The following is a 24,930-nucleotide window of genomic DNA, read 5'->3' on the forward strand; positions in this document are numbered from 1 at the left end:
TCTGTCAGTGCAGTGGGGACCGGCGCGGCCGGGGTACGAATTTGACAGCGATGTTTCTTCGCCTAACGTTGCTGAATTTCTCTCTCTCTCTTTACCGCTGTAGATTTTTTCAGGCGGATACTAAGTCGTTCAGGCGGAACTGCGCAATGCGATGAATCTGGTTGATGCAAGTTTGCAACTCGACAGCTGGCTCGTTGTCGAGACGACTTGCAAAAGCGTCGATGATGCCGTGACGGTCATAGCCACGCACGGCCAGGATGAACGGGAAGCCGAACTTCTGGTTGTACGCGGCATTCAGTGCCTGCAGGCGCTGGAATTCCTCGGGCGTGCATTGGTCGAGTCCCGCGCCGGCCTGCTCGCGCGTGGATTCCGCGGTCAGCTCGCCGCGTACCGCGGCCTTGCCGGCGAGCTCCGGGTGAGCGCGCACGAGTTTCAACTGCGCTTCCTGCCCCGCTGCATCGACCACGCCGCGCAGGGTGGCCGCGAGTTCGGCGGCATTGGCGAACGGGCGCTGGCGCGCGGCCGCTTCGGCAAACCACGGCGAGTGTTCATAGATGCCACCGAGTACTTCGACGAACTCGGCTTCGGGCATCGCATTCAGTTGCGTGATGGTGTAGTTGTGCTGGCTCATGCGTGGCTCCGGTGCGGGTGGGTCTCGATCCAGTGACGGGCGATATCGACGCGCCGGCAGATCCATACCTTGTCGTGCGACTGCACGTAGTCCAGGAAGCGTTGCAGTGCCCGGAAACGACCCGGGCGGCCCAGCAGCCGGCAGTGCATGCCCACCGACAGCATCTTCGGTTGATCGAGTCCGCGCGGATCGCCTTCGGCATAGAGCACGTCGAACGCATCCTTCAGGTACTGGAAGAACTGCTCGCCCGTATTGAAGCCCTGCGGCGTGGCAAAGCGCATGTCGTTCGAGTCCAGCGTGTAGGGCACCACCAGGTGCGGCTTCTTCGCGCCGCCCGTGACTTCCACCTCGGTCCAGAAGGGCAGGTCGTCGCCGTAGTAGTCGGCGTCGTACAGCAGTCCGCCGTGTTCCACCACGAGCTTGCGCGTATTGGGGCTGTCGCGGCCGGTGTACCAGCCGAGTGGCATCTCGCCGGTCAGTTCCTTGATGATCTGCATGCCGATGCGCATGTGCTCGCGCTCGGTGGCTTCGTCGAGGTTCTGGTAATGGATCCAGCGCCAGCCGTGGCACGCAATCTCGTGGCCGAGTTCAACGAACGCGCGCGTCAGTTCCGGATGGCGCTGCAGCGCCATCGACACGCCAAACACCGTCAGCGGCAGCTTGCGTTGTTCGAACTCGCGCAGGATGCGCCAGACGCCGGCACGCGAACCATATTCGTAGATGCCCTCCATGCTCATGTGCCGGGCGGGATAGGCCGCGGCACCAACGATCTCGGACAGGAACTGCTCGGATGCGGCGTCGCCGTGCAGCACGCAGTTCTCGCCGCCTTCCTCGTAATTGAGCACGAACTGCAGCGCGATGCGTGCACCGCCGGGCCAGCGTGCGTGCGGTGGCTGCGCACCGTAGCCAATGAGATCGCGTGGATAGTTATCGTGTGTCATCTCGTTATGTTTGCTTCAGGAGAAAACCAAAACTGCTTGCTCGCGAGAGCGGGTCCTGACAGCGCTTGCATCACCTACGCAAAGCGCGTGCCAGAATCGCTCACGGGGGCTTGACATCCTTGCGGCAGTGTTGTTGATTGTTGCCGCCGGATTGTCGTTATCGATTGTTGGAGGTCAATTGTTGGTCGGGTTACTCCGTGCCATGGGAGTTGGCGGCGGCATTGCGCATGGCCTCTTCGGCCGACTGGATGCCGTTGAAGAACAGGTTCAACGCCACGGCGACGATGGTGCCGAGCACGATGCCGCTGTGCGTGAACGGATCGGTCCACTTCGGCAGGTACTGGAACAGCGTCGGTGACAGCGTGGGGATCATGCCGAAGCCGATCGAGATCGCCACGATGAACAGGTTGTGGCGGTTACGGTTGAAATCGCACGAACCGAGAATGCGGATGCCGGTGGCGGCCACCATGCCGAACATCACGATGCCGGCGCCGCCCAGCACGAACTGCGGCACCGATGCCACCACGTGGGCCATCTTCGGGAACAGGCCGAACGCGATCAGGATCAGGCCGCCGGCGGCCGCCACATAGCGCGAGCGCACACCGGTCACCGTCACCAGGCCAACATTCTGCGAGAACGACGTGTACGGGAACGTGTTGAAGATGCCGCCGATCACCGTGCCCAGGCCGTCGGCGCGCAGGCCGGCGGTCAGGTCGGCGCGGCTCAGCTTGCGGCCGGTGATATCGGACAGCGCGAGGAACATGCCGGTGGATTCGACCAGCGTGATCAGCATCACGATGCACATCGACAGGATGGCGGTGATTTCGAACGTGGGCATGCCGAAATGCAGCGGCGTGATGACGGCCACGAAGCTTGCGTCATGAAGCCCTTCGAACGACACCTTGCCCATCGCCATGGCTACCAGCGTGCCGATGATGATGCCGAGCAGTACCGCGCAGTTGGCCACGAGGCCACGGCCAAACCGCGTCAACAGCAGGATGACCACCAGCACCAGTCCGGCAATGGCCAGGTTGCCCAGGTCGCCATAGGCCAGGTTCGGTACCTCCTTGACCACGCCGTCGATCACGGCGCGCGTGGTGGGTTGCCCGCCGCCGGCCCAGTTGATGCCAACCCGCATCAACGAGACGCCGATCAGCGTGATCACGGTACCGGTTACCACGGGAGGAAACAGTCCGAGCATGCGGCCCATCATCGGCGCGATCAGGATGCCGAACAGCCCGGACGCGATGACCGCGCCATAGATGCCCAGCAGGCCGACATTGGGATCGTTGCCGATCGCGATCATCGGTGCCACCGACGCGAACGTGACGCCCATCATCACCGGCATGCGGATACCGAATTTCCAGAAGCCAAAGGCCTGGATCAGCGTGGCCAGGCCCGCCGCGAACAGGTCGGCATTGATCAGGAAAGCGAGCTGGTCCTTGGGGAGCTTGAGCGCGCCGCCAACGATCAGCGGCACGGCAACCGTGCCGGCATACATCACCAGCACGTGTTGCAGGCCCAGCGCCAGCAACCGCCCGGAGGGCAGCCGCTCGTTTGTCAGGTCCGTGGGGACCGTGGTGCTTGCGGAATTCATGGGTGTGTCTCCTCTCCTTTGGTTTTGATGGGAACGCACGCCGGCGTCATGCCCTTGACCGTTTTGTCGATGCCTCTTGTGACGGGCTTTTGTTGACGGTTCTTGTCCGGTTTTTCGCTGCGCCTCTGGCGGGCGATGTGGGTAGCGAAAACCGGTGGGCCAGCATCGGCAACAGCGGGTGTTGCGCGTCCGGCGGCGGGAACATTGCGCTAGGTGGAGCGGCCCAGCACACTGCGAAGATCGAAATTGCCGGGTTCGTCCGGTTGTACGCGGTCGGCACAGGCGCCAAGGTGGTGCGCCATGCGCGACTTGGCCAGGGCGGCATCGCCCTGTTCCAGTGCATCGAGAATCTCATCGTGTTCGTCGAACGAACATGCGTTATGGCCGGGCGCCTCCACGCTGGCAATCATCAGCGTGGTGCGCGATACCAGGCGGCGCATCATCGTCACCAGCAACTGATTGCCGGAAAGCTCGGCCAGCGCGGTGTGGAATTCGGCCGACAGGCGGATCCAGCGGGGGCGCTCATGGGTCAGGAACGCCTGGCGCTCGTCGTTGACCATCTTGCGCAGCGGCGCGATCACGGTGCGTACGTTCGGCAGCGAGGCCAGCTTTTCCAGCACCGCGCGCTCGAGCATCTGGCGCAGTTCGAACATGTCATGCGCTTCGTCGGTGGACGGGCTGGCAATGAACGCGCCCCGGTTCGGTTCCAGGTCGACCATGCCGTCGGCGGCCAGGCGGGACAGCACCTTGCGCACCGTGTGACGCGCGGTGGCATAGATCTCGCAAAGCGAATGCTCGGTCAGCTTCGTGCGCGGCGGCAGGCGATGTTCCATGATCGCGTCATAGATCTCGTGATACATGCGCTCCTCGACCGAACCCTTGCGGGCGGGCTTGTTGTCGGTGGACGCGGCGAGGACGTCGGCGGGGGCGGCAATCAGTTTGAGATTCTTGGACATGCTGGGCGCTCGCTAAAGCAGGAGAGGCAATGGTCAGCGATCGTAGCGAGCCGTTTTCGTCGCGACATCAAGCGTCTTGATGTCGAACATTTGGCTGCGCCGATCTAAAAATTGTTGACAATTATTTGGATATGCAAGCACCATTGTCAACAAAACCGAGTCAGGTTTTCGACAACTACGGGTATCTACCGAGTTGTCAACCGGATGGGGCAGGCGCATTGTCGCCTCGCATCAATCCAGCGCCGGGATGCGTTGAAACACGTACCGAGCGGGCATCATTTCCCACAAATGGTGCTAGTGAAGGCAGCGGCGCCCCTCACAACCCACATTCCAAAGGAAGAACAGGATGGGACGCTTGACCACTCACGTTCTCGACACTGCCGCAGGTACCCCCGGTGCCGGCATGTCGGTTACCCTTCATAAAATTGTCGACAATCGTCGCGAGACCCTGAAGTCCATCAAGACCAACCATGACGGACGTGCCGACCAGCCGCTGCTGGAAGGTGCGGACCTGCAGCCTGGTGTCTATGAACTCGACTTCGGTGCAGGCGATTACTTCCGTGCCCAGGGTGTCAAACTGCCCGAACCGGCATTCCTGGACGTGGTGACGCTGCGCTTCGGCATTGCCGATACCAGCGGGCACTACCACGTGCCGCTGCTGGTGTCGCCGTGGTCGTACTCGACCTACCGCGGCAGCTGATCAAGGCGGACGGGAACAAGGAGACAAGTCATGGAAGGCTATATTCTCGACTGGGCCAATCTGCTGTTGCGCTGGCTGCATGTCATCACGGCGATCGCATGGATCGGCTCGTCGTTCTATTTCGTCTGGCTCGACAACAGCCTGACGCGCCCCGAAGCCGACGACCTCAAGGAGAAGGGTGTCGGTGGCGAACTGTGGGCCGTGCACGGTGGCGGCTTCTACAACCCGCAGAAGTACCTGACCGCGCCGAAGTCGCTGCCCGAGAACCTGCACTGGTTCTACTGGGAGTCTTACTCGACGTGGATGAGCGGCTTTGCGCTGCTGGTGGTGCTGTACCTGTTCAATGCCAGCACGTTCCTGATCGACAAGAACGTGTACGACATGTCGCCGGGTGCGGCCGTGGGCTTCGCGGTGTCGTACCTGATCGTGGGCTGGGTCGTGTATGACGCGATCTGCCGCATCTTCGGCAAGAGCGACAAGACCGTCGGCATCCTGGTTGCGATCTATGTGGCGGTTGCCGCGTATGTGGCCTGCCATATCTTCTCGGGCCGCGCGGCGTTCCTGCTGACCGGCGCGATGATCGCGACGATCATGAGCGCCAACGTGCTGTTCTGGATCATCCCGGGCCAGCGCAAGGTGGTGGCTGCGCTGAGGGCTGGTGAGCCGGTGAATCCGATTCATGGCAAGCACGCCAAGCAACGCAGTGTGCATAACACCTACTTCACGCTGCCGGTGCTGTTCGCGATGCTGTCCAACCACTACAGCATGACGTATGCGGCCAAGAACAACTGGGCCGTGCTGATCGCGGTCATGCTTGCTGGTGTGTTCATTCGCCAGTTCTTCATCCTGAAGCACAAGGGCAAGATCAACATCGCATGGCCGGCCGCCGGTGTGGCATGCCTCGGTGCGGTGGCCTTCATGATTGCACCGCAACCGCGTCAGCAAGTCGCCGGCAATGCCGGTGGCGATGCAGCCGCCAATGCGGTGAGCTTCGTGAAGGTGCAGGAGATCATGAATACGCGTTGCGTGCAGTGCCACGCCGAGCAGCCGAAGATGATGCCGACGGCCGCCAAGGGTATCAAGCTCGATAGCGTGGACGGCATCAAGTCGCACGCACAACTGATCTATCAACAGGCCGTGCAGCAGAAGGCGATGCCACTGGGCAACGTCACGCAGATCACGGACGACGAACGCGCGTTGCTGGGCCAGTGGTTCGAGGGCGGCGCAAAAACCACCAACTGAATTTGACCGGGCATCGGTGATCGACGGTCCGGCGGCTGAGTAGTCGGCAGCCGGCAGTACCGGACCGGCGAGGGTTTGAACGGGGCTTCGTGCCCCGTTTTTTTTGTTTTCAGGTCTTCAACCGCCCACGTTGAACAACGCCAGCAGGCCCAGCACCAGGAAGATCGCTGCTGCAATCTTGTGAACCAGTGCGATCGGCATCTTGTTGGCGAAACGGTCGCCGAGCAGCACCGCTGGTGCATTGGCCAGCATCATGCCGAACGTGGTGCCAGCCACCACGGCAATCACTTCGCCATGGAAGCGTGCGGCCAGGGCCACGGTGGCGATCTGGGTCTTGTCACCCATCTCGGCGAAGAAGAACGCGACGATCGTGGTGCCGAGGATGCCGAGCGCACCCTTGACCGGCTTGGCTTCCTCGGCGTCGTCGAGTTTGTCCGGAATCAGCATCCAGCCAGCCATGGCGATAAAGCCAAGGCCCAGGATCCAGCGCAGCAGGTTGGCGCCAAGCACGCCGGTGATCCAGCCGCCAAGCGCGCCGGCAAAGCCATGGTTCACCAGGGTGGCAATCAGGATGCCGAGAATGATGGGAATGGGTCTGCGGTAACGTGCGGCCAGCACGAGCGACAGCAACTGCGTCTTGTCGCCCATTTCGGCGAGCGCGACGATACCTGTGGAGACGAGGAACGATTGCATTGTTATAGGTCGAATAACCGGGCCGCATACGCATCTTGCGAGATGCCAATGACGCACACCTTTCCCGGCCCGGCCAGAAAGGTATGGTCATCGGTCTCGCCAGGCGCTGGACGCAAGGTCCAAAGCTGCGTACGCCATAACCGCTTGCCGTGATGGCATTAGGTCAAGTCTGTTGACGTACGCCCCTGTCTGCCGGAAGCCGCATTGCGCGGCGCGGTGAGATCAGGGCGGCTACTCCCCAATGGAAGCCCGCATTGTAGCCAGACCGGTAGGGAATGTCCACCAATCTGGCCGTATTGCCATGGTTTCGAGAATGATTCTCAGGCTGGGACCGGCGAATTCTCGCTGGTCTGGCGGCCCCGGAAATCGGTCCAGCACAGGGCCTTGAAGTCGTAGAGCTTGCAGTGGCGCGCGGTGCGGAAATACCAGCGCCACGAGAAGTTCTCGATGATGATGCGGCCCGGCAGCGCATGTTCGAGCAGGGCCTGCGCGCGCTTGAGCCGGTACAGCGGCACGCTCATGTCAACGTGGTGCGCGGTGTGTTCCATGATGTGGTGCAGCGCGGCGCCGATGCCCATGCCGAAGCGCAGGTGCACGGTAGTCGAGACGAACGGCTGGGCCTTGGCCCACATTGCCTTGGTGTCATACCAGGCCACGCTCGTATGGGTGTGGTGCACGTAGAGTACGAAACCCACCGTGGTATTCCAGACCAGGAACGGCAGCACGAAGCCGGTGCCGACCATCAGCAGTACGGACTGGCCCGTTGCAATGGCCAGCCATGCCAGTGCGCCGATCCACAATGCGCCAAATGCCGCGACCAGTGCGCAGTCCCACATGAAGATCGCGCGGCGCGTGGCCATTTGCCGCTTGCTCGGGAAGAACAGCTTGAACCACCAGATTTCGATCAGGTAGTACAGGCCGGCACCGAAACCGTTGCGGTAGATGCGCTCCATGATGCGGCGGCGGCGCGGCAGCGCACGGAATTCGTCGTGGGAGTAGGGCGCCCAGACAAAGTCGAAACCCTTGAGGTTGGTGTAGCCGTGGTGCACCACGTTGTGGCCGACTTCCCAGAGGCTGTAGGGCGTCAGCGAGGGCAGGAAGGTCAGCCGGCCGAGCCATTTGTTCAGTCCGCGATGATCGGTCAGGCTCTGGTGGCACGCATCGTGGCCGATGATGAACAGGCGTGCGATCACGAGTCCGGCAAGGATGCCCAGGCCGGTCTTGGCCCACCACGCAGAGGCCAGCACCACGCCGGCGAGCAGTGCCGCGAACAGTGCATAGTCGAACGCGAACAGCATCAATGCGCGCGGCGTGCTGCGGTTGCCGAGCGGAATCAGCCAGCTGCGGATGGTCTTGCGATTGGGGTAGGGCGCGTCGAAGGCGATCGGCTCGGGCAGCGGTACGTTGCCTGAGGTCGAGGTACGGTCCGACGCCGCGGCAATGGCCTCGGCGTCGGTCGGCGATAGGGTGTCGGAGCGGGCAGTCATCAATGGGTCCAGCGAGTCGTCATACTGTCGCGCCCATTATCCGAGGGCGCACGAATACGACAGGCTAGAAGGGTTTGATGACGGCTGTGTTGATGGCGGTCAAGACGAGGCTTCAAAAAGGGACTTTTTCTACGCATGCGTCGGAAAAGTCCCTTTCCGGGGGCTCAGGCAGTCACGGTGCGCGTGGCTTCGCCCATGATGTAGACATTGTCGATCACGCGGTCGTCGCCCAGCATGGCGAACGCGAACAGTTGCTCTTCCAGCGTTTCCGAGCGGCTGCTGCGGCGCGCGATCAGCGGCGTGGCCTCCGGATCGAGCACCACGAAGTCGGCCTCGCAGCCGATCTCGAAGCTGCCGATACGGTCCTGCCAACCCAGTGCCTCGGCGGCCGCGCGCGTGGCCAGGTAGAACATGCGCATTGCGGTCAGGTGATAGCCGCCCATGCGCGCCACCTTGTGTGCCGCGTTCATGGTGCGGAACATCGAGAACGATGTGCCGCCGCCTACGTCGGTCGCCAGTGTCACGTTCAGGCGATTGGCGTCGGACTGGTGGAAGTCGTAGAAGCCGCTGCCGAGGAACAGGTTCGACGTCGGGCAGTGCGCCACCGCGGCACCGCTGTCGGCCAGGCGCCGGCGATCCTGCGGGTCGAGGTAGATGGCGTGGCCGTAGAACGCGCCCGGGCGCAGCAGGCCGTAACGGTCGTACACGTCGAGGTAGCTGCGCGCATCGGGGAACAGCTCCGCTACCCATTTCACCTCGTCGCGGTTTTCGGCAACGTGGGTCTGGATAAAGACGTCCTGGTGGGCGCGCGCCAGTTCTCCGCACGCTGCCAGTTGCGCCTCGGTCGAGGTGGGCGCAAAGCGCGGCGTGATCGCGTAGGCCAGGCGGTCGCGGCCATGCCACTTCGAGATCAGGTCGGCGGATTCGCGCGCGCCGGTCTCGGCGGTGTCACGCAGGAACTCGGGGCAGTTGCGGTCCATCAGCACCTTGCCCGTGATCATGCGCATGTTGCGGGCCTGGCTGGCCGCGAACAGTGCATCGGCCGAAGCCGCGTGCACGGTGCTCCAGACCATGGCCGTGGTGGTGCCGTTGCGCAGCAGCTCGTCGGTAAAAAAGTCGGCCACGCCGCGCGCATAGTCGGCATTGCTGAAGCGGCGTTCTTCCGGGAATGTGTACGTATCGAGCCAGTGCAGCAGGCCCGGCGACGGCGACGCAATGATGTCGGTCTGCGGGTAGTGGACGTGCGTGTCGATAAAGCCCGGCACGATCAGCTTGCCGCGATGGTCGATGATTTCGGCGCCGGCCGGGATCTCGCGCGACAGGTCTTCATACAGGCCGACCGCGGCAATGCGGCCGGCGGTCACGATCATCAGGCCGTCTTCCCAATACTGCCAGGCATCCTCATGGAACTGCGGGTCGCGCAGGAAATGCAGGATGCGGCCGCGGATCGCGCGGGTGACGGCACCGCTGGTACCGTGGTTGCCGAAAGCGGCGGGGGAAGTCGTCGTCATCATCATGTCTCGGGGCGGCCGGTACCCGCCCGTTGCGAGCGGCAAGCTTGCAACGGGCGCGGCATCCGGCCTTCTTGGTATGCGCCCGGTCAGGTCGTGGAAGTCACGTTGGCCGTCGCGGGCGGGGACGTGGGCGTGGCCGACCAGAAATGGTCGACCTCGGCCAGGAATTCGGCCTTCTGCACCGGGGGCAGGAAGGCCGCTTCAAAACTGTTGCGGGCCAGCTTGTAGGCATCGGCCGCATCGAGCGGCAGCGCTTCGAACGAGGCTTCCCAGTTGGCGTTCATGTAGCCGCCGAAGTAGGCCGGGTCATCCGAGTGCAGCGTCACGGCCACGCCGGCGTCGAGCAGGCGCTTCATCGGGTGGTCGCGCAGGTCCGGATGCACCATCAGCTTCTGGTTCGACAGCGGGCACACGGTCAGAGCGATACGGTCGCGCGCCAGGCGCTGCACGAGCGCTTCGTCCTCGATCGCGCGCACGCCATGGTCGATGCGCTCAACCTGCAGGATGTCCAGCGCATCGGTCACATATTGCGGCGGACCTTCCTCTCCGGCATGGGCAACCAGATGCAGGCCCAGTTCCTTCGCCCGGGCAAACACACGCGCGAACTTCTCGGGCGGGTTGCCACGTTCGGACGAATCGAGTCCCACGCCCACGAAGCGGTCGCGATACGGCAGCGCGGCTTCCAGCGTGGCGAACGCGTCTTCCTCGGACAGGTGGCGCAGGAAGCAGAGGATCAGGCTGCTCGAAAAATCGTACTCGGTGCGGGCCTGGGCCAGCGCATCGGCAATGCCATCGATCACGGTGCCAATCGGCACGCCGCGCTCGGTATGGGTTTGCGGATCGAAGAAAATCTCGGCGTGGCGGACATTGTCGGCGGCGGCACGCTTGACGTAGTCCATCGTCATGTCGAAGAAATCTTCTTCGGTCAGCAAGACGCTGGCGCCAGCGTAGTAGATGTCCAGGAACGATTGCAGGTCGGTGAAGGCGTACGCGGCGCGCAGCGCCTCCACGTCGGGGTAGGCCAGCGTGACGTGGTTGCGCTGGGCCAGCCGGAAGATGCGCTCGGGTTCGAGCGAGCCTTCGATATGCACGTGCAGTTCGGCCTTGGGGGTACGGCGGATCTTGTCCGCCAGCGCGGCATCGATGGTCATGGGGCCTCTTTTCTATGACGACAGCCGGATCACGGCTGTTCTGTTACGGATGCACCGCCTCCAGCCGGCTCGCGGTCAGCGCGGCAATGCGCTGGTCGCGAACCTGAAGCAGCTGGGCGACGATGGCTACCGCAATCATAGCCGGAGCCTTGTCCGTAATGCCGGCGACCCCCATCGGACAGGTCATTTCCGGCAACCGCGCCGGATCGATGCCATGCTCCACCATGCGGTGTTCGAACTTGGCGCGCTTGGTTTTCGAGCCGATCAGGCCGAAGTAGGCAAAATCCGTGCGCCGGAAGATCCGCTCGCACAGTTGCTGGTCCAGCGCATGGCTGTGCGTCATGACGATGAAGTACGAACCGGGCGGCGCCTGGTCGACCACGGCCTCGGGCGTGTCGGTGGCTTCGGCTTCCACGTTGTCGGGCAGGCCGCCCGGAAACAGCGTGTCGCGCTCGTCCACCCAGTGCACGCGGCAAGGCAGCGTCGCCAGCACCTTGACCAGCGCATGGCCGACATGCCCGGCGCCAAACAACACCACATGCATCTCGTCGGGCACCAGCGTGTCATGCCACGTGTCGTCGGCATGCAGCGTCACCGACGGCAGCAGCGCGCGGCTGGCCGTGGTCGAGATGCGGCCTGCCAACGGTACCGTGCGTTCCAGCGAACGGCCTGCCGCGAAGGCGCCGTGCACCGCATCGAGCCATGCCAGGTCGTCAGCGCCCAGCACCTCGAATGCCAGCTTGACCACGCCGCCGCAGCACTGGCCAAGCGTTGGGCCAAGCGCAATACGTTCGATGCGGCGATGAGGATTGCCCTTGACGTGCCGGTTGGCCAGCATCGCCCGTGCAATGTCCATGCCGCGCCATTCCAGATGGCCGCCGCCGATCGTGCCGACCAGGTCGTCGGCGGTGACCAGCATGCGGATGCCGGGCTCACGCGGCGCGGAGCCCTTGACCTCGACGATGGTGACCATTGCCACGGGCACGCCGGCACGCACCCAGCGGGTGGCATCGGCGAAGCGGAACGGTTTGAGCGGGGCGTCCTGCATGATGGTTCTCGCTGGCGTCAAACGGTTGCGGGCTGGGCGGCCTGTGTGGCTCGTTCGGCCTGCGCGGCCTGCACGGCTTCCACGGCGTCGAGGATGGCTTCGCTGGTGGCCGGTGCGCGCAGCGGCGGGTTGACCTGGTAGTCTCCCACGGCGGCAATCGCATCGCGGATGGCGAAGAACACCGAGAACGGCAGCAGCAGCGGCGGTTCGCCGACGGCCTTCGAGCGATGAATGCTGTCCTCGACGTTGCTGTTCTGGAACAGCCGCACGTGGAACGCTTCGGGGCAGTCGTTGATGGTCGGAATCTTGTAGGTCGACGGGGCGTGCGTCATCAGCTTGCCGTTCTGGTTCCACCACAATTCCTCGGTGGTGAGCCAGCCCATGCCCTGGATGAACGCGCCTTCCACCTGGCCGATGTCGATGGCCGGATTCAGCGACTGGCCCGCGTCGTGCAACGCGTCGGCGCGCAGCAGCTTCCATTCGCCGGTCAACGTGTCGACGATGACCTCCGAGCATGCGGCGCCATACGCGAAGTAGTAGAACGGACGGCCGTGCAGCGCCTTCTGGTCCCAGTAGAGCTTGGGCGTGGTGTAGAACCCGTCGGACCACAGTTGCACGCGGGCCACATAGGCTTCGCGGGCCAGGTCGCCGAACGACAGGCGCAGTTCTCCCGCCACCACGAGGTCGTCGCCAAAACGCACCGCGTCAGGTTCCACGCCGGCCTTGCGCGCGGCAAACGCGGCCAGCCGTTCGCGGATCTGGCGCGCGGCGTCCTGCGCGGCCTTGCCGTTGAGGTCGGCACCGGTCGAAGCAGCCGTGGCCGAGGTATTGGCCACCTTGCTGGTATCGGTAGCCGTCACCCGTACGCGCTCCATGCGGATGCCGAGTTCGTGCGCCACCACCATGGCCACCTTGGTATTCAGGCCCTGGCCCATCTCGGTGCCACCGTGGTTGACCAGCACCGAACCGTCGTTATAGACGTGCACCAGCGCGCCGGCCTGGTTGTAGTGCGCCACATTGAACGAGATGCCGAACTTGACCGGCGTGATCGCGATGCCTTTCTTCAGCACCGGGCTCTGCGCATTGAATTCGCGCGTGGCCGCACGGCGCGCCTGGTATTCGGCCGAGGCCACCAGTTCGTCGATCAGTTCGTGGATGACGTTGTCTTCCACGGTCTGGCCATACGGCGTGACATTGCGCTCGCCCTTGCCATAGAAGTTGGCGCGGCGCACTTCCAGCGAATCCTTGCCGACGTTGCGCGCCACGTTGTCGAGGATGTACTCGATCGCAAACGCGCCCTGCGGGCCGCCAAAGCCACGGAACGCGGTATTGCTCTGCGTATTGGTCTTGCCGCAGTAGCCGTCGATCTGCACATTGGGCAGCCAGTAGGCATTGTCGAAATGGCAGATCGCGCGTGTCATCACCGGGCCGGAGAGGTCGGCGGAGAAACCGGCGCGCGAGACCATCTCCACGCGCACGCCCTCGATGCGGCCGTCGTCGTCATGGCCCACGTCGAAGTCGAACGTGAAGTCGTGGCGCTTGCCCGTGATCATCATGTCGTCGTCGCGGTCCGGACGCAGCTTGACCGGGCACAGCAGCTTCCACGCGGCCAGCGATGCGCAGCATGCGAACATCGCCGACTGCGATTCCTTGCCGCCGAAACCGCCGCCCATGCGCCGGCATTCCACCAGCACCTGGTGCACTTGCCAGCCCAGCATATGGGCCACCGCATGCTGCATTTCGGTCGGGTGTTGGGTCGAGCACCATACGTGCATGCCGTCGTTTTCACGCGGCGCGGCGTAGGCGATCTGGCCTTCAAGATAGAACTGCTCCTGGCCACCGAGCTGGATCTTCGCGTGATCGCGATGCTTCGCCGTTTCAAGGTGGCGCACCGGCTCACCGCGCGTCAGGTGCATCGGCGGCAGCACGTAGCTGCCGGCCGCATGCGCGGCTTCCGGGGTCAGCACCGGCGGCAGGTCTTCGTATTCAATATCGGCCAGGCGCGCGGCGCGGCGCGCGGCATCATGCGACGATGCCACCACGATAAAGATCGGCTGTCCGATGAACTGGACCGTGTCCTTCACCAGGATCGGATCGTCATGGATGATCGGGCCGCAGTCGTTGACGCCGGGAATGTCGTCGACCGTGAGTACGGATACCACGCCGGGCGCCTTGCGCACGCGCTCGAGGTTGACCGTCTTCAGCCGGGCATGTGCCTTCGTGCTCATGCCCAGCGCGGCGTGCAGCGTGCCGGCCAGTTCGGGGATGTCGTCGGTATAGGTGGCGGTGCCGGCCACGTGCAGGTGGGCCGATTCATGCGGGCGCGAGATGCCCACTTGCGGGGCGGATTCCGCGGCCACGCTGGCGTCGAGCAAGAAGGGTTCGGTTTGCTTGTTCATGCGTGCTCTCCTCAGGCGCTCACGGTTTCACCGGCGCCGATGGCGCGGACATTGACCATGGCGGCTGGCAGCGCGCCATCGCGCGTTTCCAGCCAGAAGCGATAGAGCAGGTTGGCGGCGCCGCGTGAGCGATACGCCGCGGTTGCGCGCATATCGGTCAGCGGGGTGTAGTCCTGGCCCAGCGCGGCCATGCCGGCGCGTGCGGTGGCTTCGTTCCACGGTTGTCCGGTCAGTGCGGCCTCGGCCAGCGCGGCACGCTTGGGCGTGGCCGCCATGCCGCCAAACGCGATATTGGCCGAGGTAACGATGCCTTGCTCGACCGTGATGCCGAACGCGGCGCATACCGCGGAAATGTCCTCGTCGAAACGCTTCGAGAGCTTGTAGGTGCGGAAGTGCTGCGGGCCGCTGACGGGCACGCGCAGCGCGGCCACAAACTCGCCTTCGACCATGGCGGTCTTCTGGTAGGCCAGGTAGAGGTCTTCGAGCGGCAGCGTACGGCGTACCTCGCCATGCTGCAGCACCACTTCGGTGCCCAGTGCGATCAGCGCGGGCATCGAATCACCAATCGGCGAGCCATTGGCGACGTTGCCACCGAGCGTGCCGGCGTTGCGGATCGGCAGCGAGGCAAAGCGCTTCCACAATTCCTCAAGTTCGGGGTGGGCGACGTTCAGCGCGGCGTAGGCCTTTTCCAGCGTCACGGCAGCGCCGATCTCGATGAAGCCATCACGCTCGGCAATCGTGTTCAGGTCTTCCACCTGGCCCACGTAGAGCAGGTTGCCAAGTTCGCGGAACTGCTTCGTGACCCACAGGCCAACGTCGGTGCTGCCGGCCAGGATCCGGATGCCCGGCTCGGCGGCCTTGATGGCGCCGAATTCCGCGGCAGTCCGCGGTGCATAGAAATGCTGGCCACGCACGTTGTAGTGGAAGGTCTCGCCACGCTTGAGGTTACGCAGCGTGTCGGCGATCTGCTTCGGGTTCAGGCGGCTGGCGGTCGGCGCCGGCAAGGCCATCATGCGCTGGCCGGCGTCTACGATCGGACGATAGCCGGTGCAGCGGCACAGGTTGCCGGTCAGCGCATCGCAAATTTCCTCGCGGGCCGGGGGTTCACCGCCCGGGGTGTGCTGCTGGTACAGCGCCCACAGCGACATCACGAAGCCGGGGGTGCAGAAGCCGCATTGCGAGCCATGGCACTCGACCATCGCTTCCTGCACCGGGTGCAGCGCGCCGTCGGCCTGGCGCAGGTCCTCGACCGTGATCAGTGCCTTGCCATCGAGCGTGGGCAGGAACTGGATGCAGGCGTTGACAGCCTTGAACTCGACGTTGCCGTCGGCCTGGAGGTCGCCGATCACGACGGTGCAGGCACCGCAGTCGCCTTCGGCGCAGCCTTCCTTGGTGCCGGTGCAGCGCACGTCCTCGCGCAGGTACTGCAACACGGTCCGGGTTACGGGGGCGTCGGATACTTCCTGGACCTGGCCGCGGTGGAAAAAGCGGATGGTTTGCGTCTCCATGGTCTTCTCTCTTTCGGGGATGGCGGAAACATAGCACCGGGCCATTTCATGCAATATTCAGCCCATGTGATATGCCCCATCAAGGCGCGCACCGATCCATGCGGGAACGGCGCGGCGCCAGCCCCCGTGCGGCCTGGCGGCGATCTACGGGTCTTCCCGTAGTCCGTGCGGGGGAGGCGCCGAATTTGACCGTATCAGGGGTCCCTGTCATACACTATGCGCCGTTCCCTTCCCCCACGCCACCCACGCCGCACAGACCGGGCGGGGCGGTATCTGCCATGCACGGACGCGACCATCTCGATACTTATTTGCTGCGGGTACTCCACACCCTGCTGACCGAGCAGAGCGTGACCCGCACCGCTGTCCGCCTCGGGCAGTCGCAGCCGGCCATCAGCAACACGCTGAAGCGGCTGCGCGAAATCACCGGCGACGCCATCCTGGTGCGCGGCAAGAGCGGCATGGTGCCAACCGAGCGCGGCCGCGAACTGCTGTTGCTGGCCGAGCAGAGCCTGGCGGCGATGGACCGCATCGCTCGGCCGCCGCAGCAGTTCGACCCGGTAACCACCACGCGCACGTTCCATCTCGGGGCGCCGGACTACCTGGATGCGTTCTTCCTGCCCAATATCGTCGAGCGCGTGCGCCGGCTGGCGCCAGGCGCCAAGCTGTTCGTGCATCCGATGACGCAGTCCACCGACTTCCTCGATGCGCTGGAGCAGGGTCATCTCGACATCGTGGTCGGCAACTGGCTGTCGCCGCCCGAGCACCTGCATATCTCGCCGCTGTTCGACGACGAAGTGGTCTGCATGCTGGGCGCCCAGCATCCGCTGGCGCGCAACGGCCTGACCTTGCGCCACTACCTGGAGATGCCGCACCTGGCGCCGGCACCGTATGCGTCGATGCAGCGCAGCATGATCGACCAGGCGCTGGCCGAGCAGGGCTACAAGCGCAATATCCAGGTCACGCTACCGTACTTCGGGCTCGTGCCGTACGTCTTGATGAAGACCGATATGGTGTTCACCACGGGGCGGCAGTTCGCGGCCCACTATGCGCAGTACCTGCCGATCCGCATGGTGCCGTCGCCGGTGCAGTTCCCGCGCATGCGCTTCTACCAGCTCTGGCATGAGCGCTGCCATGCCGCGCCCGATGTCATGTGGCTGCGTCGCATGATTGCCGAGGTTGCCTCGGATCTTCCGCAATTGCCGCGTCTCGAAGCCGCACCTGCCAGCTAGTCGTTGTCGACCCTTGGGGCTGTGCTTCCCGGGGCGCTCCACGGCTGTACTTATGCTGATAAATTCATAATTGCCACATCGACGATTGATGTAGAGAATGCTGATATCGTCGTGGAAACCGAGACAAACGTTTGTCATCGAGCCACATTGTCGAATAGATATGCAAGGCTGAACATATGACATTCCGTTTTGACCTGTTTCCGGTCATTGGTGCGGACGACAATCCGCGCGCCAATGGCAAGGTGTTCCAGCTGCTCAAGGCGGTGCGCGAAACTGGCTCGCTGCATCGCGCGGCCCAGGAAATCGGCTTGTCCTACCGGCACGCCTGGGGCGTGATGCGCACCTGGGAAGACATGCTGGGCCGCTCGATGCTGGACATGGAGCGGGGCCGTGGCGCGTCGTTGACGCGTTTCGGCGAGCGCCTGTTGCGGGCTGAACTACGCCTGCGCGAAACCATCGACCCGGCCATGCAGCGTGCGATGGCTGATTTCCTGAGTGAGCTCGACGATGCCGCGGCGCCGCAGACCGTGCTGCATTTCTCGGGCAGCCACGACCCAGCCGTCGAAACGCTGGCCGCCGCGCTGCGTGGCACGGCAATGCCGCTGCAACTGGATACGGTGTTCTGTGGCAGCGTCGAGGCGCTGGTCTGCCTGCAGGAACGCCAGTCCGAGCTGGCTGGCTTCTACGTGTCGCCGATCCAGACCGCCGGCTCGGTGGCGCACGTGACGCTGCGCAAGTGGCTGCGGCCGGCCGCGGTACGGCTGGTACGGCTGGCGTGGCGCGAACAGGGCCTGATCGTGGCGCCCGACATGGCGCGCGAAATCCGTGAGCTGCGCGACCTGGCCCGCACCGGCGCCCGCTTCGTGAACCGCCAGCGCAGCTCGGGCACGCGCATGCTGTTCGACCAGTTGCTGGCCTCGCACGGCCTGTACCCCGACCAGATCACCGGCTACGACGAAACGGAGTTCAGCAACGAAAAGGTGGCCGACGCGGTGCATGCCGGGCGCGCCCAGGTGGGTTTCGGCCTGCGCATGAATGCCGAGGCGCATGGCCTGACGTTCGTGCCGCTGACGCACGAGGCCTACTACCTGGCGATCCGGAAGAACGACCAGGCCGCGCCATGGATGAACGCGCTGCTGTCACTGCTGGCCGATCCGGCGTTTGCGCGCCGGCTCGAACAGTTGCCCGGCTACCGCTCGGCCGACCCGGTGGGCATCCTGACGCCGCAGGAGGCGTTGCCCTGGTATGGCGCCGATGGCAAGGAAGGTCCGTAACCGTCGGGCTGGCGTTACACTCCCCTGAAGTCCGATGCGATAACCGCGAGGGGAGCCATGCTCGAAACCGCCGCGCTTGCTGCAGGCATGTCCTGGGCCAGCGGCTTGCGTCTATACCTGGCCGTGCTGACGGCGGGCGTGCTGGCCCGCCTGGGCTGGCTCGACCTGCCATCGGGCCTGCACGTGCTGTCGTCGTGGTGGGTGATCGGGGTGGCGGCGGCGCTGACGGTGGCCGAGTTCGTGGCCGACAAGGTGCCCGGCTTCGATACCGCCTGGGACAGCGTCCAGACCTTTATCCGGATTCCCGCCGGGGCAATCCTGGCCGCGGCGGCGTTTGGCCACATGGACCCGCAGTGGACCGTGGCCGCCGGCCTGATTGGCGGCACGCTGGCTGGCACCGCGCATGCCACCAAGGCTGGCACGCGCGCCCTGATCAATGTCTCGCCCGAACCTTTCTCGAACTGGGTGGCCTCATTCACCGAGGATGTGGGTACCGTGGGCGGGTTGCTGCTGGCGTTCTTCCTGCCCGTGGTGTTCCTGGTCCTGCTGGTTTTGTTCCTGATCGTGGCCGCGTGGCTGTTGCCGAAGCTGTGGCGTGGCGTGCGCCGCCTGCACGCGAGCCTGCGCGGCAAGGCCGAACATCCGCCGCACCGCCCCTGAGCCCCTGAACCTGTTACCCGTTACCTGTCAGCCGAAGACTGCCCGATGTCGACTGCATCCTCTCCTGTTGCTACCGAAGCAAGATTCTCCGCCTGGCGCCAGGCACTGCGCATGGCGCGCCGCGACTGGCTGGCCGGTGAACTGACGCTGCTGCTGTTTGCGCTGGTGCTGGCCGTGGCGGCGCTGACCAGCGTCGGTTTCCTGGCTGACCGCATGCGACTGGGCCTGGAGCGCGATGCGCGGCAGATGATTGCGGCCGATGTGCTGCTGGTATCCGATCAACCGTTCGATGCCGCGTTCAGCGATCGCGCAAGACGCGATGGCCTGCAGGTAGCGCAGACCGTCACATTCCCGAGCATGGCCACGGCGCGCGTGAACGGTGCCCCGGCCAACGGTGAGGCCCCGAGCCAGTTGGCCGCGCTGAAGGCGGTCACCGACGGTTATCCGTTGCGCGGCCGGCTCAAGGTGGCGCAGGCGCCGGGCGGTGCCGAGACCGTGGCCGAGGAGGTTCCCGCACCGGGCACCGTCTGGGTCGACGAAGCGCTGCTGGTTGCGCTGGGCTTGCGCATTGGCGACGGACTGCAGTTGGGCAGCCAGACCTTCCGCATCGACCGGATCATCACGCAGGAGCTTGACCGTGGCGCGGGCTTCATGAACTTTGCGCCGCGCGTACTGTTGCCGATGTCCGACCTGGCGGCCACCAAGCTGATTGGATGGGGTAGCCGCGTGACCTACCGGCTGCTTGTGGCCGGTCCCGATGCCGCGGACAACGCCTATCGGCAATGGGCCACGGACGAGATCGAACGGCGGCACCTGCGCAATACGCGCGTGGAATCGCTCGAATCCGGACAGCCACAGATGCGTGCCACGCTCGACCGTGCCGAGCGCTTCCTGTCGCTGGTGGCCGTGCTGTCGTCGATGATCGCGGCGGTAGCCATTGCGATGTCGGCGCGCCGCTATATGCAGCGCCACACCGATGCCTGTGCGGTGTACAAATGCCTGGGACTGTCGCGCGGCCAGATCCTGCGCGCATTCGGCATCGAGTTCGTGCTGCTGGGCCTTGGCGGCGCGGTGGTGGGGGTCGCGCTCGGCTATGCGGCGCACTATGGCCTGCTGATGTCGCTGGGCGGCCTGCTGCAGGTATCGTTGCCGCATCCGTCGGTGGTGCCGGCACTGGTTGGCGTGGCCGCGGGCATGGTCTTGCTGGCTGGCTTCGCGCTGCCGCCGCTGCTGGCACTGACGCGTATCGCGCCGCTGCGCGTGCTGCGGCGCGATATCGGTTTGCCGCCGGTCTCGGCCTGGATCGCCTATGCACTGGGCCTTGGCGCGTTTGTGGCGCTGTTGCTGGTGGCCGCGCGTGACCTGAAGCTCGGTGCCACCACGGCCGGTGGATTCGTGGGCGCCGGGGTGGTCTTTGCGTTGCTGGCGCTGGGTTTGCTGACGGCGCTGTCGCGGGTCATGCGCGGACGCGCGCGCGGCAGCGTGGGCTGGCGTTTCGCACTGGCCGTGCTGGAGCGGCGCCGTGGTGTGACGGTGCTGCAGACCGTGGCGTTGGCGGTCGGCCTGATGGCACTGCTGCTGCTCGGCATGACGCGCAACGACCTGATCGATTCGTGGCGCAACGCCACGCCTGCCGATGCGCCGAACCGCTTCATCATCAATATCCAGCCCGACCAGCGTGATCCACTGCGCGCGATGCTGGCAAACAGCGAGGTTGCCGACCTGCTGTATCCGATGGTGCGCGGACGCCTGATCCAGATCGGCGAACGTCCGGTGCAGGCGAACAGCTATCCCGATGGCCGCGCGCGCAACCTGGTCGAGCGCGAGTTCAACCTGTCGTACATGGACAAGCTGCCCGACGGCAACCAGGTGACGGCCGGCCAGTGGGACGGCGGTGCATCGGTGGAGGAGGGTATCGCGAAAACACTGCATATCAAGCTGGGCGATACGCTGCGCTTCGATGTGGCAGGGCAGATCGTCGAGGCACCGGTCACGTCGCTGCGCAAACTGGAATGGGGCTCGATGCGCGTGAATTTCTTCGTGATCCTGCCGACATCGAAGATGCAGGGCCTGCCCGAAACCTACATCACGGCGTTCCACCTGCCGCCAGCCAAGGCCGCGCTCGGCAACCGGCTGACGGCGGCATTTCCGAACATCACCGTGGTCAACACGGACCTGATCCTGCGTCAGATCCAGGGTGTGCTCGACCAGGTCATCGCGGCCGTGGAGTTCCTGTTCGTGTTCACCTTGCTGGCTGGCGTTACGGTGCTCTATGCGGCATTGTCCGGCGCGCGCGATGAACGCAAGCGCGATGCGGGCCTGCTCAAGGCACTGGGCGCGCAGGCGTCGCTGGTGCGGCAGACGCAGTATGCGGAGTTTCTGGTGGTGGGCGGGCTGGCGGGCTTCCTGGCCAGTCTTGGCGCGATCGCGGTGGGTTGGGGGCTGTCGCAGTTCGTGTTCGATTTTCCGTACCGCTTCAATGCTTGGATCGTACCGGTGGGCGTGGTTTCTGGCATGCTGTGCGCTTTTGCCGGTGGCTGGCTCGGTTTGCGCGAGGTATTGCGGCAACCTGCGCTGGCCACGCTGCGCGATGTGAACTGAATGTCGATGAGTAATCAACCTGAAAACAACCCCGAAGATCAGCGTGAAGAGATCACCGCCTACGAACTGATAGGTGGCGAAGCGCGTGTGCGTGAACTGGTGGACCGGTTCTATGACCTGATGGACCTGGAAACGCAGTTCGCCGGACTGCGTGCGCTGCACCCGCCAACGCTCGACGGCTCGCGCGACAAGCTGTTCTGGTTTCTGTGCGGCTGGCTCGGCGGCCCGAACTACTTTATCGACCGCTTCGGGCATCCAAAGCTGCGTGCGCGTCATCTGCCGTTCGAGATCGGCACCAGCGAACGCGACCAGTGGATGCGTTGCATGGCGCTGGCGATGCAGGATGTGAAATTGTCAGAGGATCTGCAGATGCGCCTGATGCAGGCGTTGTTCCAGACCGCTGACTGGATGCGCAATGTCCAGCGATAGGCAGATTCCCGCCGCGGCACGCGAGGTGCTCGACTTCTGGTTCGGCTTGCCCGGAACGCCTGCGTGGAATGTGTCGCGACGCGAGTGGTTTGCCAAGTCGGATGCGTTCGATGCTGCCATCCGCGAGCGGTTCCTGCCGCCATGGCAGGACGCTCAGGACGCGCACGATGGCGCCGAGGACAGCTGGTCGGTCACCCCCGAGGGCGCCTGCGCGCGCCTTGTGCTGCTCGACCAGTTTCCGCGCAACATGTTTCGCGGCGATCCGCGCAGCTTTGCGACCGACGGCAAGGCACTGGCGCTGGCGCGTCGCATGCTGGACCTGGGCTGGGATCGGGAACTGCCGACGCCGTGGCATCGCATGTTCTGCTACCTGCCGTTCGAGCATGCTGAGGCGCTTTCCGATCAGGACGTTTCGGTGCGGGAATTTTCGCGTCTGCGCGAAGATACTGGCGGTGCCGTGGACGTGGTGGAGTGGGCGGTGAAGCATCGTGAGTTCATCACGCGCTTCGGGCGTTTTCCGCATCGCAACGCGGTGTTGGGCAGGGCGAGCACTGCCGACGAACGCGAGTTCCTGCGGCAGCCAGGTTCATCGTTCTAGTTCTGCGTGGCCGTGCTGCTCAAAGATAGGTGAGGGTGAAGGTGGCCAGGCCATCGATGGGGATATCGCGCGTCAAGCTCGGCAATTTATCCTTGCTGTTGAGGCCAAGCCTGATCTTGTAGGGTTGGGTGAGCGAGACAAAGCTGCCGGGCGCGATGTCGCCGCTGGCGGCCGCCCAGCTGTGCAGCCGGGTATCGGGGATGATGGCGTTGTTGGCATCGTTCGCGGTGTGCCAGGACGCGCCGCCGTCATTGGAGAAGACGGGGCGAATCGATGCGCCGTCGGCCGTCGGGGAGTCCTCCCTGTAGATGATGTAAGCACCGATGTTCTTGCCATCGACGCTACCGACGCCGAACATCGAGGCGTCATCCTGGTTGTTGTACAGGAACTTGCCGACGCCGGGCGCCACGGAACCCTTGCGGCCGTCGGCTGCCGTCACCGCCACCTTGGCGGCTGCATCGCAGGTCAGCGTTAGCGAAATGGTCTTGTAGCCGAGGTCGGTGTACTCGGTGTTCTTGAGGTCCTGTGCGCGAATCACGCCGAAGTCGACCGTCCCGTTGTTCGACAGCGAGACATTGCATGACACCGGAATCATGTTGGCGCGCAAGCGGAAGGCCGAGATTGAACCAGCCACCACGTTATGGCTTGCCATGGCCAGAAGCGCGGCGACGAGGCCGGAGGCGATTGAACGGGATTGGATTCTCACGGTAAAGCTCCAGGCGGTGTTTCCATGTCACCAGTCGCAGGCCGGTAACACGTGCACCGAATTGTGGTGGTTTGCCGAATTCTTCTGAATAGTTGATCTCTTAATCTGAAGTCACGCGCCGGACGCTGGTGGCGCAGACGCCACTGTTGCAGGTAACGGTGGGCGCTGTGCTTATAATCCCAATCCTGCCGATCGAAAGTCTTTCCGACATCCATGGAAGCCAAACCGCAAGCTGGTCCGCGCCGTACCCGGGACCGCATTCTCGACGTCTCGCTGCGCCTGTTCAATGAAGTGGGCGAGCCCAACGTCACCACCACCACGATTGCGGAAGCCATGGAGATCAGTCCTGGCAACCTGTACTACCACTTCCGCAACAAGGACGACATCATCAATTCCATCTTCGTGCGTTTCGAGCAGGAGATGGAACGCCGCCTGAAGATGCCGGAAGACCACAAGGCCACGCTGGGCGAAAGCTGGGGCTACCTGCAGTACATGTCGGAGTTCCTTTGGAACTACCGCTTCCTGTATCGCGACATCAACGACCTGCTGGCGCGCAACCGGATGCTGGAAACCAACTTCAAGCGCATCGTCGACCAGAAGAAACGCTTCGCGCTGGAGATCTGCCGGCAGTTCCAGGAAGATGGCGATATGGAGGCGACGCCCGAGCAGGTCGATGCGATCTGTACCAATATCGTGGTGATCGCCACTTACTGGCTGTCGTTCCAGTTCGTACAACACCCACGCCAGTACAACGATCCCGAACAGATCCGCGGTTATCTGCACGGTTCGAGCTATCACATCTTCTCGATCCTGGCGCCGTACCTGCGCGGCAAGGCGCGCGAGGCATTCGACCAGCTCGCGCGTGAGTACGCGACGCAGAAGGCGCAGGCCGAAGCCGAAAAAGCCGCGAAAGCTGACAAGGACAAAAAGTGAAATCGGTTTGCGTATATTGCGGTTCGAGCCCGGGCTTCCGCCCCGAATATGCCGAAGGGGCGAAAGCGCTTGGCCGGGCCATGGCCGAACAGGGCCTTGCACTGGTCTATGGCGGCGGCAAGGTGGGGTTGATGGGCATCGTGGCCGATAGCGTCATGGCGCATGGCGGCGCGGCCATCGGCATCATTCCCGATGCGCTGATGCAGAAGGAAGTCGGGCATCGCGGCCTGACCGAACTGCACGTGGTGCGCAACATGCACGAACGCAAGCAGATGATGGCGGATCGGGCCGACGCGTTCATTGCCATGCCTGGCGGCGTCGGTACGTTCGAGGAACTGTTCGAGACGTTCACGTGGGCGCAGCTCGGCTATCACGACAAGCCCGTGGGTTTGCTCAATGTGGCCGGCTTCTACGATGGCATGCTCGCGTTCCTGAAACATGCCGTGGGCGAGGGTTTCCTGAAGCAGATCCATGCTGACATGCTGCATGTATCGGATGCTCCGTCGGACCTGCTCGGCAAGCTGTCGGCCGCGCCACGCGTGGTCGTGGACAAGTGGCAGCAGGGACGGAACCAGACCTGAGACCCCCGCAGAACTGGGGTAGCAGCGCAAAACGCCGCCTGCAGGACAGGCG

Annotated in this window: 22 protein-coding genes and 1 riboswitch; of the genes, 10 read left to right on the plus strand and 12 right to left on the minus strand. The window is 64.1% G+C overall.

All coding sequences use genetic code 11. The annotated features are described in order from the left end of the window. Positions 1–109: 109 nt before the first annotated feature. From uraD to ACO550_RS11620, 4 genes are all read right to left on the minus strand, one after another. Entirely contained in the window at positions 110–631 is a 522-nt protein-coding gene (uraD, locus tag ACO550_RS11605) for a 2-oxo-4-hydroxy-4-carboxy-5-ureidoimidazoline decarboxylase (protein ID WP_315592197.1), read from the minus strand. Next, positions 628–1,572 carry an allantoinase PuuE gene (gene puuE, locus ACO550_RS11610; RefSeq protein ID WP_315592196.1) on the minus strand — a complete coding sequence of 315 codons (945 nt, stop codon included), beginning with the start codon at positions 1,570–1,572 and terminating at the stop codon, positions 628–630. Before puuE ends, uraD begins: the two co-directional genes overlap by 4 nt. A 190-nt stretch (positions 1,573–1,762) precedes the next feature. Beyond that, complete coding sequence (locus tag ACO550_RS11615) at positions 1,763–3,169, minus strand: solute carrier family 23 protein (protein WP_315592195.1); 1,407 nt, start codon at positions 3,167–3,169, stop codon at positions 1,763–1,765. A gap of 209 nt (positions 3,170–3,378) precedes the next feature. Then, positions 3,379–4,125, minus strand: coding sequence for an FCD domain-containing protein (locus ACO550_RS11620; RefSeq protein ID WP_315592194.1), 747 nt, complete (start codon positions 4,123–4,125; stop codon positions 3,379–3,381). Between the two features lie 346 nt (positions 4,126–4,471). Here ACO550_RS11620 and uraH point away from each other — a divergent pair, with 346 nt between their 5' ends. Further along, positions 4,472–4,825, plus strand: coding sequence for a hydroxyisourate hydrolase (gene uraH, locus ACO550_RS11625; RefSeq protein ID WP_315592193.1), 354 nt, complete (start codon positions 4,472–4,474; stop codon positions 4,823–4,825). Between the two features lie 30 nt (positions 4,826–4,855). Beyond that, positions 4,856–6,067: a urate hydroxylase PuuD gene (locus ACO550_RS11630; RefSeq protein WP_315592192.1), complete on the plus strand. Its 1,212-nt coding sequence runs from the start codon at positions 4,856–4,858 to the stop codon at positions 6,065–6,067. A gap of 117 nt (positions 6,068–6,184) precedes the next feature. On the opposite strand, the gene ACO550_RS11635 is transcribed toward ACO550_RS11630, so the two are convergent. The 7 genes from ACO550_RS11635 to xdhA all read right to left on the minus strand — a co-directional run bounded on the left by ACO550_RS11635 (position 6,185) and on the right by xdhA (position 15,867). Beyond that, positions 6,185–6,760 (minus strand): TMEM165/GDT1 family protein, encoded by a 576-nt coding sequence (locus ACO550_RS11635; RefSeq protein WP_315592191.1) that lies wholly within the window; start codon positions 6,758–6,760, stop codon positions 6,185–6,187. A 101-nt stretch (positions 6,761–6,861) separates the two neighbouring features. Further along, a riboswitch (yybP-ykoY riboswitch) is annotated at positions 6,862–7,012 on the minus strand. A 68-nt stretch (positions 7,013–7,080) separates the two neighbouring features. Continuing rightward, the gene (locus ACO550_RS11640) at positions 7,081–8,247 is read right to left on the minus strand and encodes a fatty acid desaturase (RefSeq protein WP_315592190.1); all 1,167 of its coding nucleotides are present in this window, start codon (positions 8,245–8,247) and stop codon (positions 7,081–7,083) included. Positions 8,248–8,411: 164 nt separating this feature from the next. Continuing rightward, positions 8,412–9,758 (minus strand): guanine deaminase, encoded by a 1,347-nt coding sequence (gene guaD, locus ACO550_RS11645; RefSeq protein WP_315592189.1) that lies wholly within the window; start codon positions 9,756–9,758, stop codon positions 8,412–8,414. An 89-nt stretch (positions 9,759–9,847) separates the two neighbouring features. Beyond that, positions 9,848–10,912, minus strand: a complete 1,065-nt coding sequence (locus ACO550_RS11650) for an adenosine deaminase (protein ID WP_315592188.1) — start codon at positions 10,910–10,912, stop codon at positions 9,848–9,850. 43 nt (positions 10,913–10,955) lie between these two features. After that, positions 10,956–11,960, minus strand: coding sequence for a xanthine dehydrogenase accessory protein XdhC (xdhC, locus tag ACO550_RS11655; RefSeq protein WP_315592187.1), 1,005 nt, complete (start codon positions 11,958–11,960; stop codon positions 10,956–10,958). Between the two features lie 17 nt (positions 11,961–11,977). Further along, the gene (gene xdhB / locus ACO550_RS11660; RefSeq protein WP_315592186.1) at positions 11,978–14,359 is read right to left on the minus strand and encodes a xanthine dehydrogenase molybdopterin binding subunit; all 2,382 of its coding nucleotides are present in this window, start codon (positions 14,357–14,359) and stop codon (positions 11,978–11,980) included. An 11-nt stretch (positions 14,360–14,370) separates the two neighbouring features. Next, positions 14,371–15,867 carry a xanthine dehydrogenase small subunit gene (gene xdhA, locus ACO550_RS11665; RefSeq protein ID WP_315592185.1) on the minus strand — a complete coding sequence of 499 codons (1,497 nt, stop codon included), beginning with the start codon at positions 15,865–15,867 and terminating at the stop codon, positions 14,371–14,373. 278 nt (positions 15,868–16,145) lie between these two features. Here xdhA and ACO550_RS11670 point away from each other — a divergent pair, with 278 nt between their 5' ends. The 6 genes from ACO550_RS11670 to ACO550_RS11695 all read left to right on the plus strand — a co-directional run bounded on the left by ACO550_RS11670 (position 16,146) and on the right by ACO550_RS11695 (position 22,658). Then, on the plus strand, positions 16,146–17,096 hold the full coding sequence (locus ACO550_RS11670) for a LysR substrate-binding domain-containing protein (RefSeq protein WP_315592184.1): 951 nt from the start codon (positions 16,146–16,148) through the stop codon (positions 17,094–17,096). Positions 17,097–17,272: 176 nt separating this feature from the next. Then, positions 17,273–18,370: a substrate-binding domain-containing protein gene (locus tag ACO550_RS11675; protein WP_315592183.1), complete on the plus strand. Its 1,098-nt coding sequence runs from the start codon at positions 17,273–17,275 to the stop codon at positions 18,368–18,370. Between the two features lie 57 nt (positions 18,371–18,427). Then, positions 18,428–19,030 carry a DUF4126 domain-containing protein gene (locus ACO550_RS11680; RefSeq protein WP_315592182.1) on the plus strand — a complete coding sequence of 201 codons (603 nt, stop codon included), beginning with the start codon at positions 18,428–18,430 and terminating at the stop codon, positions 19,028–19,030. 45 nt (positions 19,031–19,075) lie between these two features. Continuing rightward, positions 19,076–21,631 (plus strand): ABC transporter permease, encoded by a 2,556-nt coding sequence (locus ACO550_RS11685; protein WP_315592181.1) that lies wholly within the window; start codon positions 19,076–19,078, stop codon positions 21,629–21,631. A 6-nt stretch (positions 21,632–21,637) separates the two neighbouring features. Then, the gene (locus ACO550_RS11690) at positions 21,638–22,060 is read left to right on the plus strand and encodes a group II truncated hemoglobin (protein ID WP_485994856.1); all 423 of its coding nucleotides are present in this window, start codon (positions 21,638–21,640) and stop codon (positions 22,058–22,060) included. Continuing rightward, the gene (locus ACO550_RS11695) at positions 22,047–22,658 is read left to right on the plus strand and encodes a DUF924 family protein (RefSeq protein WP_315592179.1); all 612 of its coding nucleotides are present in this window, start codon (positions 22,047–22,049) and stop codon (positions 22,656–22,658) included. The genes ACO550_RS11690 and ACO550_RS11695 overlap by 14 nt, the downstream gene beginning before the upstream one ends. A gap of 19 nt (positions 22,659–22,677) precedes the next feature. On the opposite strand, the gene ACO550_RS11700 is transcribed toward ACO550_RS11695, so the two are convergent. Beyond that, entirely contained in the window at positions 22,678–23,364 is a 687-nt protein-coding gene (locus tag ACO550_RS11700) for a DUF1120 domain-containing protein (RefSeq protein WP_315592178.1), read from the minus strand. A 213-nt stretch (positions 23,365–23,577) separates the two neighbouring features. Here ACO550_RS11700 and ACO550_RS11705 point away from each other — a divergent pair, with 213 nt between their 5' ends. Together ACO550_RS11705 and ACO550_RS11710 are read left to right on the plus strand one after the other, a co-directional pair. Then, positions 23,578–24,297: a TetR/AcrR family transcriptional regulator gene (locus ACO550_RS11705; RefSeq protein WP_315592177.1), complete on the plus strand. Its 720-nt coding sequence runs from the start codon at positions 23,578–23,580 to the stop codon at positions 24,295–24,297. Next, positions 24,294–24,878 (plus strand): TIGR00730 family Rossman fold protein, encoded by a 585-nt coding sequence (locus ACO550_RS11710; RefSeq protein ID WP_315592176.1) that lies wholly within the window; start codon positions 24,294–24,296, stop codon positions 24,876–24,878. Before ACO550_RS11705 ends, ACO550_RS11710 begins: the two co-directional genes overlap by 4 nt. Positions 24,879–24,930: the final 52 nt, after the last annotated feature.

This window comes from Cupriavidus sp. (assembly GCF_057315035.1).